Consider the following 14048-nt stretch of genomic DNA (forward strand, 5'->3'; position numbering starts at 1 on the left):
TCTGGCTGCAGGCGCAGGCCCTGGCAGGCGGATCGCTGGCCGCGCTCTGGCTGGCCTGGGTGCTGGCGCTGGCCCTGGTCGCGCTGGCCCTGCGCCGACGCATCGCCGCCTCCGCGCCGCGGCGCTGGATCGCCGTGGCCGGGCTGCTGGCCACGCCCCTTCCGTGGTTCGGGCTGGCCTACGCCCGGATGATGACCTCCTGACGAAAGCCGGACATGCAGACGAATTTCACCGACGACCAGCTCAAGGACCCCGGCATCGCGCGCAGCAACGAGATCCTGCGCGCCTGCGTGCACTGCGGGTTCTGCACCGCGACCTGCCCCACCTACCAGGTGCTCGGCGACGAGCTCGACAGCCCGCGGGGGCGCATCTACCTCATCAAGGACATGCTCGAGAACGAGCGTGATCCCGACGAGAAGACGGTCAAGCACATCGACCGCTGCCTCTCGTGCCTGGCCTGCATGACGACCTGTCCCTCGGGCGTGCACTACATGCACCTCGTGGATCACGCGCGCAGCTACATCGAGGCGCGCTACCGCCGCCCGTGGAAGGACCGCGCGCTGCGCTGGGTGCTGGCGCGGATCCTGCCGCATCCCGGGCGCTTCCGGCTGGCCCTGCTGGGCGCCAAGATCGGCCGGCCCTTGCGGGGGCTGATGCCCGATCCGAGGCTGAAGGCGATGCTGGACATGGCGCCGAAGACCATCCCGCCGGTCAGCCGCAACGACGATCCTCAGAGCTTCGCGGCGCAGGCGCCGCGCCGCAAGCGCGTGGCGCTGATGACCGGCTGCGCGCAGAAGGCGCTCAACACCGACATCAACGACGCGACGATCCGGCTGCTGCGGCGGCTGGGCTGCGAGGTGGTGGTGGCGAAAGGCGCCGGCTGCTGCGGGGCGCTGACGCACCACATGGGCAAGGACGACGAATCCCACGCCTCGGCCGCGCGCAACATCCGGGCCTGGCGCTCGGAGATGCAGGGCGAGGGGCTCGATGCCATCGTCATCAACACCAGCGGCTGCGGCACGACGGTCAAGGATTACGGCCACATGTTCCGCAACGACGCGCTGGCCGAGGACGCGGCGAAGGTCTCGGAAATCGCCGTCGACGTGAGCGAACTGCTGTCCGAGCTGATGGCCGAGGCGCCGGCGGCCCCGGCCGATCCCGCGCGCGAGGATGTGGCCGGCACCGATGCGCCGGAACGGCCCGCGCTGCGCGAGGACTGCGCGGGGATGCGCGTGGCCTACCATGCCGCCTGTTCGCTGCAGCACGGGCAGAAGATCAAGACCCACCCCAAGGCGCTGCTGAAAGGCGCGGGCTTCGAGGTGGTCGAGCCGGCCGATACGCATCTGTGCTGCGGCAGCGCGGGCACCTACAACCTGATGCAGCCCGAGATCTCGGGACAGCTCAAGGACCGCAAGGTGCGCACGCTCGAGGCCAAGAAACCGCAGGTCATCGCGGCCGGCAACATCGGCTGCATGATGCAGATCGGCTCGGGCACCGGCGTGCCCGTGGTGCACACCGTGGAGCTGCTTGACTGGGCCACCGGCGGGCCGAAGCCCCCGGCACTGCGGGAGGCGTGAACGCACTGTTCCCCGGGATGCATCGTATTTGCCCAAATTTTGACACATCCCGTGCCTAGTCCGGTCGGACCACCAGACAGGAGCCCGACCGTGCGCGTTTTCGCGATCCTTCTAGCCATCTGTCTCGCGCTGCCGGTCCAGGCCGGATCGGGCGGGCTTTTCTCGATGGAAAGCCGGGAGGACGGGCAGCCCTGGGAGGCGGTCGGCCGGCTCGAGATCGGCGGCACGGGGTTCTGCACGGGCGCGCTGATCGCCCCGGGGCTCGTGCTGACCGCCGCGCATTGCGTCTTCGACGCCAGCACCGGTGCCGTCGTGCCCCCCGAGGAGATCCAGTTCCTGGCCGGATGGCGCAACGGGCGGGCCTCGGCCTACCGGCGCGTGCGGCGGGCGCTGGTGCATCCGGACTATGTCTACAACGCCCCGGCCGGACCCGAACGGGTGCAGCTGGACGTCGCGCTGATCGAACTTCAGCTGCCGATCCGCAACACCACGATCACGCCCTTCCACACCGACCCCGCGCCGCAGTCGGGCGCCGAGGTCGGCGTCGTCTCCTATGCGCACGACCGGTCCGAGGCGCCCTCGATGCAGGATCTCTGCGACGTGCTCGACCGGCAGGGCGACATGTTGGTGCTGTCCTGCACCGCCGATTTCGGCAGCTCGGGCTCGCCGGTCTTCTCGTTCGAGACCGGCACGCCGCGCATCGTCTCGGTGATCTCGGCCAAGGCCGAGGCCGGCGGGCAGCCGGTGTCGCTGGGCACGGGGCTCGAGGAGGCGCTGCCCTGGCTTCTGGGCCAGCTGGAGCATGACGACGTGCGCGACCCGATCAGCGCGGGAATGCGGCGCGACACGGGTGCGAAATTCATAAAGCCCTGAGATATCTCGCGGCCCTCGGGCTTGCCGCGCTGGTCATCGTGCCGGCGGCGCGCGCGCAGGACATGCGCGGGCTGGACACCATGCAGACCCCCGGCGAGATGCTGGGCTGGGAGGGAGTCGGACGGCTCGACCTGCCCGGTGGCTTCTGCACCGGGGCGCTGATTGCCCCCGACATCGTGCTCACCGCCGCGCATTGCGTCCATGACCGCGCCACCGGGGCCCCTGTCGAGGCGCGCGGCATGATCTTCCGCGCGGGCTTTCACCGAGGGCAGTCCATCGTCCAGCGGCGCGTGCTGCGCTGGGTCGTGCCCGGAGGCTATGTCCCGACGGCCGGCGGCCAGATCGGGAGCAGTGCCATCGCGCAGGACGTGGCGCTGCTGAAACTCGAGAGCGCGGTGTCGAGCGCGCAGGCCGATCCCTTTCGCGTCCACGAGATCCCGCCCGAGGGCACCGATGTGAGCGTCGTCTCCTACGGGCGGGGCCGCGAGGACGTGCTCTCGCGCGAGGCCGGCTGCACCATGGTCCGGCGTTACCGCGGCGGCATCATGGGCTTCGACTGCAACGTGACCTTCGGCTCGTCGGGGGCGCCGGTCTTCCTGCGCGAGAACGGACGGCTGCGCATCCTGTCCGTGGTCTCGGGGGGCACCGACCTCGGCCGGTCCGGCGGCGAGGCCTTCGGCCCCAGCCTGCCCGACACCGTCGCCCGGCTCGCGGCCCGCCTGCGCCGCGACGATGCGCGGCCCAGCGTCAGCGCGGGCGCCCGCCGCGTGACCGTCGGCGGCAATCGCGAGGGCATCGGCGCACGCTTCGTGCGGCCGTGATCTCGGGGGTCTTGAAACCCCGCGCCCCCCTCCCAAATCTATCCTGCCGGGGCGCCTGAGACAGGGCCGCGGCACCATCAGTCGCCTGTCCCGCGACGGGAAGGCGCACAACGTGACGGTATCGCTCAACGGAGGATAACCCATGCGACACTTCGATTTCGCACCGCTCTACCGTGCCACTGTCGGCTTTGACCAGATTGCCGACATGATGGACCGGGTCCTGGCGTCCGACGTGACCCAGCCCACCTACCCGCCCTACAACATCGAGAAGACGGCCGACGATGCCTACCGCATCTCGATCGCCGTGGCCGGCTTTGCCGACGACGACCTCTCGGTCGAGGTGAAGGATCACCAGCTCGTGGTCTCGGCCCGCAAGGCCGAAGAGGACGAGGGCCGCAGCTACCTGCATCGCGGCATCGCCACCCGCGCCTTCGAGCGCCGTTTCACGCTGGCCGATCACGTCCGCGTCGAGGGCGCCACGCATGAAAACGGCATGCTGCACATCGAGCTCAGGCGCGAGATTCCCGAGGCGCTGAAACCGCGCCGGATCGCCATCGCCAAGCCCGAGCGCCGCGCCATCGGCAAGGACGTCGTGGACTCGCAGCAGGTCAACTGATCCGCTCACCGCGATGCCAAGGGAAGCCCCGGTCACGCGCCGGGGCTTTTTTCATGCCGCTGTCATGCCGCGCGGGCGGCCCCTTCGGCGACGTCGATCACCACCGCGCCGCGCCGGTGGCGGCCTTCGACATGGGCGTGCGCCTCGGCGATGCGGGCCAGCGGGTAGTGGCTGTCGATCACCGGGCGCAGCTTGCCGGCCTCGATCATCGCCACGATGTCGGCCAGCGCCTCGGCCGTGTCGCCGCTGACGTGCAGCACCATGCGCGGGCCGCCGGCGAGCTTGGCGCGCAGCATGTGACAGAGGTCGCGCAGGCCGAAGTTCAGCGGCAGGAAGAGGCCGCCGCGCTTCAGCGCCCGGCGCATGCCCGGCCAGTCGGTCGCGCCCACCGTGTCGAAGACGAGGTCATAGCGATCACGGTGGCGGCGCACATCCTCGGCGCGGTAGTCGATCACCTCGTCGGCGCCCAGCTCGCGCAGCAGGTCGGCGTTGGCGCCGCTGGCCACAGCGATGACATGAGCCCCCAGCGCCTTGGCGATCTGCGTGGCATAGGCGCCCACCCCGCCCGAGGCACCGACGATCAGCACGGCCTGCCCCGGCCGGACCTGGGCCACGTCGCGCAGGAAGGCCAGCGCCGTGAAAGCGCCGAAGGGCAGCGCGGCGGCCTCCGCGTCTGTGAGGCTGTCGGGGGTGCGCTGCAACGCACCATCCGCGCGGGCGATGGCGTATTCGGCGTGGCCACCGTGACCGATGAAGCCGAAGACCCGGTCGCCCGCGGCAAAGCGCGTGACCCCGGCGCCAACGGCGGCGACGGTGCCCGCGACGTCCGAGCCCAGCACCGGGTTCCTCGGGCGCAGCAGCCCGGCGACCATGCGACCCGCCAGCCATAGCCCGCCGGGAAAAGCCGAGGCGCGCAGCCGCCAGTCGGCGGTGGTGACGGAACTGGCCTCCACGCGGATCAGGATTTCGCCCGGCCCCGGGACGGGAACGGGCAGATCCTCGATACGGAGGCTCTCGGCGGGGCCGTAGCGGCGGGCGGTGGCGGCTTGCATGGCGTGTCCTTTCGAGGGCGGCGTGTGTCGAACTGCCGTGAAGATACACCCCGGACATGCGCATGGGAATTGACAGAAACCCTATCTCATCCATGCATTCATGCATGGATTGGCGCAGCATCACCTTCGACTGGAATCGCGCGCGGGCCTTTCTCGTGACGGCGGAGGAGGGCTCGCTCTCGGCCGCTGCCCGCGCGCTGAACATGACGCAGCCGACGCTGGGCCGTCAGGTCTCGGCACTCGAGGAGGAGCTGGGCGTCACCCTCTTCGAGCGCGTCGGCCGGGGGCTGGTGCTGACCGAGAGCGGGCTGCACCTGGTCGAGCATGTCCGCGCCATGGGCGAGGCGGCGGGGCGCGTCTCGCTGGCGGCCGGCGGGCAGTCGCAGGAGGTGGCGGGCCATGTCGCCATCACCGCCTCGGAGCTCTACTCCGCCTGGCTGCTGCCGCCGGTCATCGCGCGGCTGCGTGCCGAGGCGCCGGGGCTGGTGGTCGACGTGGTGGCCTCGAACGCGGTGCGGGACCTCAAGCGGCGCGAGGCCGACATTGCGATCCGCAACACGCGGCCCGAGCAGGCCGAGCTGGTGGCGCGGCGCGTGGCCGAGGATTCCGGCACGCTCTACGCCGCGCCCGGCTACCTCGACCGGCTGGGCCCGCTGACGGGTCTCGGCGATCTTGCCCGGGCCGAGTTCATCGGCTTCGACGAGACCGACCGCTACATCGCCATGCTGAACCAGCTTGGCGCGCCGGTGACCGAGGCCAATTTCCCGCTGATCTGCGACAGCCATCTCGTGCAGTGGGACATGGCGCGGCGGGGGCTGGGCATTGCCGCGGGGCCGCACGGGCTGGGCGATGCCGACCCGACGCTGCGCCGTGTGCTGCCGGAGGAGCCGGACTTCCACTATCCCGTCTGGCTGGTGGCCCACCGCGAGCTGCGCACCAGCCGTCGGGTCCGGCTGGTCTTCGACCTGCTGGCCGAGATGCTGCCCGGCCTGCTGCGCGGCGGCGCATGAAAAGGCGCCCCGCGACATGCCGCGGGGCGCCTTCTGAACCGTCAGGCCCTTGGGCGGATCACTCCAGATCGAAGGACCAGAAGAAGGTCTCGCCCGAGCTGTCGTCGACGCCGTCGTTGTCGGTCGAGACGTAGACGGTGCCGTCCCCGGTGATCGCCAGGCTCTCGACCTTGTCGACCACGAAGCCGTTCCAGGCCTGCAGGTCGGGGATCAGGTCGCGGACCTCTTCCTTCGTGACCACGGGCAGCTCGCCACCGAGCGGCGCGGGCTGCATCTCGGCCATCGGGATGCGGTAGACCTTCTTGGTCACCGCATCGGCGCCGATCTGGTTGTCGCGCTCCACGACGTAGACGTGATCGCCATGCGCAGTGATCTCCGAAAGACCCACCCAGCCGGTCTCGGGGTCGGCCTTGGGGTAGTGCACGGCGCCCCACTCTCCGGTCTCGGGTGTATAGGCCAGCAGCTTGACGTGGTTCTCGGGATCGTCGTCCCACTCGCGCTGCACCGCGATCCAGAGGGTGCCGTCGATCATGGTAACGCCCTCGAACGCATGGCGGCGCTGAACCGCCAGCAGCTCCTTGGGCAGGCCCACCTCGTCCTCGATCTCGCCCTCGGCGTTCACGTGGTAGAGCGCATGCGGGATCACGCGGTCGGTGCGGCCTTCGGAGGCAAGCCAGAAGCCGCCCTGCCCGTCGGTGGTGATGCCCTCGAGGTCGAGCTTCTGCGCCGGACGGCCGGCACGGGTCACGTCCATCGCCGAGACGATGCGCGCCGGGCTCTGCGACGGGTCGATGGTAAAGATGCGGGGCTGGTAGCCGTAGAAGCTGTCGTTCACGGCGTAGACCATACCGTCATCGCCCGCGACCATGCCCGAGATCGCGCCCCAACCGATCAGCTCGTCGGCCCCCTTGGAGGTGAGCGTCGGATAGGCGGCCTCGCCCTCGGCATACTCGTAGATCATGACGTGGGCGCGCACGCCGCCGTCGGGGCCGAGATCCTCCTCGTTGGCGGTGACCACGAGGTTGCGCTCCGGAATGGCCACGACGCCCTCCGGCCCGATGCCCGAGGGCAGCAGCTGCATCAGCTCGGGGGCCGCCGGGTCGGTCATGTCGTAGACGCCCACCAGCGAGCCGCGCTCGGAGAGCAGGAACATCATCGGCGTGCCGTCGAAGGTGCCGATCTCCATGCCCTCGGGCTCGACGCCCTTGGCGTCCGAGCGCTTGTCCGGATAGTGGCCCGCCTCGATCACGGCGTATTCGAAGGAGGTGCCGCTCTCGTAGACGACGGTGCCGTCCTTGGAGAAGACGGTGAACCCGCGCGAGCCGCCGTCCATGTCGCCCTCGTTGGCGATCACGAGATGCGCGTCGTCGATCCATTGCACGGCATCGGGCTCGCGCTTGCGGTCCTGCTGGCTCTCGGTGAAGAGCAGCGCGCCGCGCTCGTCGGTGGCGTCGATCCCCTCGAGGTCGGTGGCGCCGGCGGAGAAGTGACTCACGACCGAACCGTCGCGGGCGACCACGGCGATGTGGTTGTTCTCCTGCAGCGTCACGACAGTCTCGCCGAGGCCGTTGATGTCGGTGAACTCGGGCTCGGGATCCTCGGGCGCGATCTCGGCAAGGCCGGTCACGTCGGCCTGTACCAGGCTGTCGCAGTCGAGGCCGCCCTCGGTCGCATCGACGGTAACGAGGTAGCCGCCGGGCATCTGCGGCACGCGGCCGTCGCCGGCGTCCTCGTCGCGCTCGTTCTCGATGGCCACGGCCACGAAGGAGCCATCGGGCGCCTCGGCGGTGCTGTCGGGCTGGCCGCCGAGATCGCAGCGCGCCAGCTCGTCACCCGAAGCAACGTCGATCGCGGCGAGGTAGCCGCTTGGCTGGGTGTAGCTTTCCGAGGTGTTGACGGCGACATAGGCGGTGCTGCCGATCACCGAGACGGCCGTGGGCTCGCCGTCGACCGACACGTTGCCCAGCGGTTGCGGGTTGGCCGGGTCGGTGATGTCGATGCGGCCGATCACGCCCAGCGGGCTGTCGGTGTAGACCAGCGTCATGCCGTCGTCGGTGACCGAGATGATCTCGGACGAGGTCGCGCGCGAGGTGTCCTCGCCCTCGGCCATGTTGCGCGGCGTCGCGAAGCTGGCGATGCGGTTGAAGGTCATGTCGGCCGCCGCGGCGGAGGCGCAGAGCGCCAGCGCCGAGGTCAGGCCAAGCGCACGGATACGCATGGTGTCTCCCCTGTCTGTTGCCCGCACGGGGTAGCGGGCGACAGGTGACGGAGGCATGACGGCGGCGTTACGGTTTCATGAAAGCCGCGGGGGCGGGGCGACCCGAATTCCTTCGCGGACGTTCGGGGCCGCCCCGCCGGGGCCTGTCAGCCGATCAGGCGCTTTATCATGGCGCTTTCGCCGTCTGCGAGCGCGTCGACCACGTCGAAGTGGTGGCGGCCCTCGTCGACCACGTGGCCGCAGCCCCAGGCCTCGGCCAGCCAGCGCGCCTGGTCGAGGAAGGCAGGCCGCTCGTCGGCGCCGACCCAGACGGTGACCGGCACCTTGGGCGCGGCCATGTTGACCGGGCTTTCGGCCTTGGCCTCCTCGGCGTCGATGTTCAGCTCGGCGTTCAGCCCCGTCTGCATCAGCGGGCGCAGGTCCGAGACCGGCGAGATCGACAGGACATTCTCGATCCGCGCCGCCACCTCCTCGGGCAGCATGCCCGGCTCGAGCATGCGCGCCACCAGGTGCCCGCCGGCGGAGTGCCCGGCAAGCCGGATCGGGCCCGGCACCTCGTGCGCCGCCGCGGTCACCGCGCGGGCGATCTGCCGGGTGATGTCGGCGATGCGCACCCGCGGGCAGAGATCGTAGGAGGGCATGGCCACCGCCCAGTGCCGCGCCAGCGCGCCCTCGGCCAGGTGCGACCAGTAGGAGCGGTCGAACTTCATCCAGTAGCCGCCGTGCACGAAGATCACGAGCCCCTCGGGGATGCCGCGCGGCAGGAACAGGTCCATCGCCTCGCGCGGGCCGTGGCCGTACATCAGCCCGGGGCGCATCCGGCCCTCGACGGCCTTGCGTTCGCGAAAGCTCTCGGCCGCCTCGGCCCAACGCTGGGGCCAGGTCGCCCCGTCGGGGATGTAGCCGATATTGTCGTAGGCGTCGCTCAGGTCCTCCATGGCATTCCTTCCGTGCTGCGCTAGACTTCCGACATACCAAATGATCTGCCCACTGCAGCAAGAAAATCCCGAAGGACCTCCGCCATGCTCGACCAAGCCACCAATCTCGCCTCGCTGCTCAAGGACCCGTCCCTGCTCGAGACCCGGGCCTACGTGAACGGCGCCTGGGTCGACGGCGAGACGACCTTCAAGGTCACCAACCCCGCCCGCGGCGATGTCATCGCCGAGGTGACCGACCTGTCGCGCGACCAGATCGCCGAGGCCATCGACGCCGCCCATGCCGCGCAGAAGGACTGGGCCGCCATGACCGGCAAGGAGCGCGCCCAGCTGATGCGCAAGTGGTTCGACCTGATGATGGAGAACCAGGACGATCTCGGCACGATCCTGACCGCCGAACAGGGCAAGCCGCTGGCCGAGGCCAAGGGCGAGATCGCCTACGGCGCCGGCTTCATCGAGTTCTTCGGCGAGGAGGCCAAGCGCGTCTACGGCGAGACCATCCCCGGCCACCAGCGCGACAAGCGCATCACCGTGATGAAGCAGCCGATCGGCGTCGCCGCCTCGATCACGCCCTGGAACTTCCCCAACGCCATGATCACCCGCAAGGCGGCACCGGCGCTCGCCGCCGGCTGCACCTTCGTCTGCCGCCCGGCGCAGGAAACGCCGCTCTCGGCCATCGTCATGGGCGTGCTGGCCGAGCGCGCCGGCATCCCCGCGGGCGTGTTCAACGTGGTGCCCTCCTCCTCGGCCTCGGAAGCGGGCAAGGAATTCTGCGAGAACCCCAAGGTGCGCAAGCTGACCTTCACCGGCTCGACCGAGGTGGGCCGCATCCTGCTGCGGCAGGCCGCCGACCAGGTGATGAAGTGCTCGATGGAGCTGGGCGGCAACGCGCCTTTCATCGTCTTCGACGACGCCGATCTCGACGAGGCGGTCGAGGGCGCGATCCAGTGCAAGTTCCGCAACAACGGCCAGACCTGCGTCTGCGCCAACCGCATCTACGTGCAGTCCGGCGTCTACGATGCCTTCTCCGAGAAGCTGAAGGCGGCGGTGGCCAAGCTCAAGGTCGGCGACGGGCTGGAAGAGGGCACCGACCTCGGCCCGCTCATCAACCAGAAGGCCATCGACAAGGTGCAGGAGCACATCGCGGACGCCAAGGCCAAGGGCGGCGACGTGGTCTTCGGCAGCGAGGCCCACGAGGAGGACGGCGCCTTCTTCGGGCCCTGCATCGTGACCGGCGCCACGCAGGACATGAAGTTCTCGAAGGAGGAGACCTTCGGCCCGCTGGCGCCGCTCTTCCGGTTCGAGGACGCGGAAGAGGTCATCGAGATGGCCAATGACACGATCTTCGGCCTGGCCTCGTACTTCTACGCCAAGGACCTGAGCCGGGTCTACAAGGTGGCCGAGGCACTGGAATACGGCATCGTCGGCGTGAACACAGGCATCATCTCGACCGAGCTGGCGCCCTTCGGCGGGGTCAAGCAGTCGGGCCTCGGCCGCGAGGGCAGCCACCACGGCATCGAGGAGTTCCTCGAGATGAAATACGTGTGCCTCAGCGTGTGACGCGCCCGCCGGCCTTCAACGACCACGACGCCCCGCCGCCGGCCAGCCTGCGCGCCTGGATGGTGGCGGGCCATTCCGGCGCGGGCACGCCCTGGCTGCGGCCCGGCGAAGCGCTCGCGCTGGCACGCTACGCGCTGGTGCGGGGCGAGGGCGTGCGGATGATGGAGGCCGCCGCGATGACCCTGCACGAGCCGCCCCGCGACGTGGACTGGGAAATCATCGGCGCGGATGCCCCGGGCGAGAACTGGGAGGACCACCTCGACCCGGGCGCGGCCTACGACCTCGTGCGGCGCAAGCTGCGCCTTGCCCGTGACGAAGGCGCGCGGCTGCAATACAAGCTCTGGCTCGCGGCAGGTGCGGTCTGACCGCGCCTGCCGGGCCTTGCCGAATCCCGGAGGGGCGCCCATGATCGCGCCCGGCCCGGCGATGGCGTCGCCTTTCACGTGGCCCGAACATCCGTCCTGAACGCCGGGACCTTGCTTTGCCTTGCGGCAGGGTCGGGTCCGGCCCTCCGCGATCATCCAAGGAGGACCGGCATGGACCGTCCCGCAGCCTACCGCTTTCACCAGGGCAATCGCGTTCTGCCCTTCGCCCCCGAGGAATACGACGCCCGGCTCGCCGGCCTGCGCGCCGCGATGGACGAGGCCGGCGTCAGCGCCTGTGTGCTGACCTCGATGCACAACGTCGCCTACTACTCCGGCTTTCTCTACTGCAGCTTCGGCCGGCCCTACGCGCTGGTGGTCACCGAGACCGAGAGCGTCACGATCAGCGCCGGCATCGACGGCGCGCAGCCCTGGCGGCGCTGCCACGGCGACAACATCACCTACACCGACTGGGCCCGGAACAACCTCTGGCGGGCGGTGATGTCGGTGACCGGACAGGGCGGCGTCATCGGCTACGAGGCCGACCACCTGACGCTGGCGCAGCGCGAGCTGCTGGAGGACTGGCTGGAGCCGGTGGTGAGCCTCGACATTGCGCCGGCGACGATGCGCCAGAGGATGCACAAGTCGCCGGCCGAAATCGCGCTGATCCGGCAGGGCGCGGAGGTCGCGGACCTCGGCGGCCATGCGATCCGCGACGCGGTGCGCGAGGGCCTGCGCGAGATCGACGTGGCCATGGCCGGGCGCGACGCGATGGAGCTGGAGATCGCCCGCCGCTTCCCGGACGCGGAATACCGCGACACCTGGGTCTGGGTCCAGTCGGGCATCAACACCGACGGCGCGCACAACCCGGTGACGGGCCGCGTCCTGCGGCGCGGGGACATCCTGTCGCTCAATACCTTCCCGATGATCTCGGGCTACTACACGGCGCTGGAGCGGACCATGTTCCTGGGCGAGGTCGACGACGCCTCGCTCGCGATCTGGGAGGCCAACGTCGCGGCGCACGAATACGGCATGTCGCTGCTGACACCGGGCGCGCGCTGCGACCAGGTGACGGCGAAGATCAACGCCTTCCTCGCCGAGCGCGACCTGCTGCAATACCGCAGCTTCGGCTACGGCCACAGCTTCGGGGTGCTGTCGCACTACTACGGCCGCGAGGCGGGGCTGGAGCTGCGCGAGGACATCGAGACGGTGCTGGAACCCGGCATGGTGATCTCGATGGAGCCGATGCTGACCATCCCCGAGGGGCAGCCGGGCGCGGGGGGTTACCGCGAGCACGACATCCTGATCATCACCGAAGACGGCGCCGAGAACATCACGGGCTATCCCTACGGGCCCGGGTTCAACGTGGTGGGCTGATCGCGGGGCCCCGCCCCCTCGCACCCCCGGCGGTCCGCCCGGGCCGGGCCGCCGGCACCGCCTCCGGGCGTCAGGAGCCGAAAGCCGCCAGCGCGTCGAAGTCCATCGTCTCGAGCAGCGATTTCCCGGTGTCGAGGTCGGGCCCCTCGAGCTGCACGAGGATCCGGTTGGCCACCAGCCCCATGAGCTGGCCGTCCTGCACCGCGAACTTCTGCCGGGCGATGCGCTCCATCTTCAGACCCATGGCGGAGGCGTTCATGATCATCGGCGCCATCGAGGCCACCATCGGATTGTCGGCCATCAGGGTCAGCGAATAGCTCTCGCCCTCGGGCGAGACATACTCCGCCTCGGCCCCCACGCCGCCGCCCATCATCGCGAGACCCGCGTTCGCCTCGGTGCCGATCTCGCGGCTCCAGCCCTCGGGGGCGGGCGGCAGGTAGCCGCCAAGCGCCTCGGTCTTCATCTCCATCAGCTTCTGACGGGCGTAGTCCAGCTCCTCGATGGCGCATTGCACGTCGCCGGCCTCGTAGGCCTCGATGGCGCCGTTGAGCGTGTCGGTGATCTCGTCCGCGCGGACCGGCGCGGAGAGCAGCAGCGCGGCGGCGGTGCCGAGCATCAGGAAACGGATCATGAAAACCTCCCGTGCAGAAATACGATATCCCGCACCCTGCCGCGGCGGAACGTGGCGGAGCAAGGTGCGAGATACCGGACCCCGGGAGGGAACCTACATCAGCGCGAAGACCCGCGCCGGTCCGCCCGAGCCGCCGCGATGCTTGGGCGCGCCGACGACAATCGTGGCCCCGGCGGCAGGCACCGCGTCGAGCCCGGCCAGCGCCTCGATCCCGAAGCGGCCGGTCGGCAACCAAGCGTAGTGCGCGGCGAAATCAGGCGAGGGCCCGAAGTCGAGCGAGAGCGTGTCGACCGCGATGGACATGGCGCCGGTTTCCTCGATCAGCATCTCGGCCGCCTCGACGTGGAAGCCCGGGAAGTGCATGGCCGTCCCGTCGAAGTTGCGGAAGCCGTCGGTGTCGACCTTCGATGCCCAGCCCGAGTGCATGGCGACGCAGGCGTTCTCGGGGATCTCGCCGTTGGCCGCCATCCAGGCGCGAATGTCGTCGGGCGTGACCTGGGCGTCGGCGTCCTCCTCGGCGCGGGCCGCGATGTCGATCACGCAGAGCGGCGCCACCAGCTGACCGAGCGGGATCTCGTCGACCGAAGCGCCGTCTTCGGAGAAGTGCAGCGGCGCGTCGATGTGGGTGCCGGTATGCTCGTTCACGGTCAGCTCGAAGAGGTTGAAGCCGTCGCTGCCGAAGGAATAGAGCTGCTCGGCCGCGAACTGCGGCTCGCCGAAGAAGGTCGGGAAACCGGGGTGCAGGGTGTGGGTCAGGTCGGCCACGCCGCCGGTGCCGCCCCCGCCGTGCGAGGCCGCCATCGCGGGCCCGGCCGCGGCCCCCAGCGCCGCCGAGAGCCGGACATCGCGGCCGGTCATATGCGTGGCGACCAGCGCCTCGAGCTGTCGTTGCAGCCCGGCGTCGAGCGTGAGGTCGTGGCGGCCGCGCCCCTGCGCCAGTGCCCGGTCGGCCATGTGTGGCGCGAGCATGGGAACGGGGTGGCGGCTTTCGGGGGCGGGATCGCGCATGGCGGCGC

At 70.1% G+C, this 14048-nt stretch carries 13 protein-coding genes; 8 read left to right on the forward strand and 5 right to left on the reverse strand.

From position 1 onward, the window contains the following. Nucleotides 1-215 precede the first annotated feature (215 nt). From glcF to SALMUC_RS09710, 4 genes are all read left to right on the forward strand, one after another. The gene (gene glcF, locus SALMUC_RS09695; protein ID WP_020043507.1) at nt 216-1577 is read left to right on the forward strand and encodes a glycolate oxidase subunit GlcF; all 1362 of its coding nucleotides are present in this window, start codon (nt 216-218) and stop codon (nt 1575-1577) included. 90 nt (nt 1578-1667) lie between these two features. Next, nucleotides 1668-2450 carry a trypsin-like serine peptidase gene (locus tag SALMUC_RS09700; RefSeq protein ID WP_020043508.1) on the forward strand — a complete coding sequence of 261 codons (783 nt, stop codon included), beginning with the start codon at nt 1668-1670 and terminating at the stop codon, nt 2448-2450. A gap of 38 nt (nt 2451-2488) precedes the next feature. Next, nucleotides 2489-3271 (forward strand): trypsin-like serine peptidase, encoded by a 783-nt coding sequence (locus SALMUC_RS09705; RefSeq protein WP_021120162.1) that lies wholly within the window; start codon nt 2489-2491, stop codon nt 3269-3271. Nucleotides 3272-3413: 142 nt separating this feature from the next. Next, a complete protein-coding gene (locus SALMUC_RS09710) occupies nt 3414-3887 on the forward strand; it encodes an Hsp20 family protein (RefSeq protein ID WP_020043510.1) in 474 nt (157 codons plus the stop codon). Between the two features lie 62 nt (nt 3888-3949). On the opposite strand, the gene SALMUC_RS09715 is transcribed toward SALMUC_RS09710, so the two are convergent. Continuing rightward, nucleotides 3950-4939, reverse strand: a complete 990-nt coding sequence (locus SALMUC_RS09715; RefSeq protein WP_020043511.1) for an NAD(P)-dependent alcohol dehydrogenase — start codon at nt 4937-4939, stop codon at nt 3950-3952. Between the two features lie 104 nt (nt 4940-5043). Between SALMUC_RS09715 and SALMUC_RS09720 the strand changes: the two genes are divergently transcribed. Then, on the forward strand, nt 5044-5949 hold the full coding sequence (locus tag SALMUC_RS09720) for a LysR family transcriptional regulator (RefSeq protein ID WP_020043512.1): 906 nt from the start codon (nt 5044-5046) through the stop codon (nt 5947-5949). Between the two features lie 58 nt (nt 5950-6007). On the opposite strand, the gene SALMUC_RS09725 is transcribed toward SALMUC_RS09720, so the two are convergent. Both SALMUC_RS09725 and SALMUC_RS09730 read right to left on the reverse strand, forming a co-directional pair. Continuing rightward, complete coding sequence (locus SALMUC_RS09725; protein ID WP_020043513.1) at nt 6008-8167, reverse strand: esterase-like activity of phytase family protein; 2160 nt, start codon at nt 8165-8167, stop codon at nt 6008-6010. Between the two features lie 146 nt (nt 8168-8313). Further along, a complete protein-coding gene (locus SALMUC_RS09730; RefSeq protein WP_020043514.1) occupies nt 8314-9105 on the reverse strand; it encodes an alpha/beta hydrolase in 792 nt (263 codons plus the stop codon). Nucleotides 9106-9189: 84 nt separating this feature from the next. On the opposite strand from SALMUC_RS09730, the gene SALMUC_RS09735 reads away from it, so the two are divergent. The 3 genes from SALMUC_RS09735 to SALMUC_RS09745 all read left to right on the forward strand — a co-directional run bounded on the left by SALMUC_RS09735 (nt 9190) and on the right by SALMUC_RS09745 (nt 12401). Next, on the forward strand, nt 9190-10662 hold the full coding sequence (locus SALMUC_RS09735; RefSeq protein WP_020043515.1) for an NAD-dependent succinate-semialdehyde dehydrogenase: 1473 nt from the start codon (nt 9190-9192) through the stop codon (nt 10660-10662). After that, entirely contained in the window at nt 10647-11027 is a 381-nt protein-coding gene (locus tag SALMUC_RS09740) for a hypothetical protein (protein ID WP_021120164.1), read from the forward strand. Before SALMUC_RS09735 ends, SALMUC_RS09740 begins: the two co-directional genes overlap by 16 nt. A gap of 171 nt (nt 11028-11198) precedes the next feature. Next, nucleotides 11199-12401, forward strand: a complete 1203-nt coding sequence (locus SALMUC_RS09745) for an aminopeptidase P family protein (RefSeq protein ID WP_020043517.1) — start codon at nt 11199-11201, stop codon at nt 12399-12401. A 70-nt stretch (nt 12402-12471) separates the two neighbouring features. Here the strand turns inward: SALMUC_RS09745 and SALMUC_RS09750 are convergent, their stop codons facing one another. Both SALMUC_RS09750 and SALMUC_RS09755 read right to left on the reverse strand, forming a co-directional pair. Then, nucleotides 12472-13032, reverse strand: coding sequence for a hypothetical protein (locus SALMUC_RS09750; RefSeq protein WP_020043518.1), 561 nt, complete (start codon nt 13030-13032; stop codon nt 12472-12474). Between the two features lie 93 nt (nt 13033-13125). Next, nucleotides 13126-13890 carry a cyclase family protein gene (locus SALMUC_RS09755; RefSeq protein WP_156883480.1) on the reverse strand — a complete coding sequence of 255 codons (765 nt, stop codon included), beginning with the start codon at nt 13888-13890 and terminating at the stop codon, nt 13126-13128. Between the last annotated feature and the right edge of the window lie 158 nt (nt 13891-14048).

Source organism: Salipiger mucosus DSM 16094, assembly GCF_000442255.1.
GTDB lineage: Bacteria > Pseudomonadota > Alphaproteobacteria > Rhodobacterales > Rhodobacteraceae > Salipiger > Salipiger mucosus.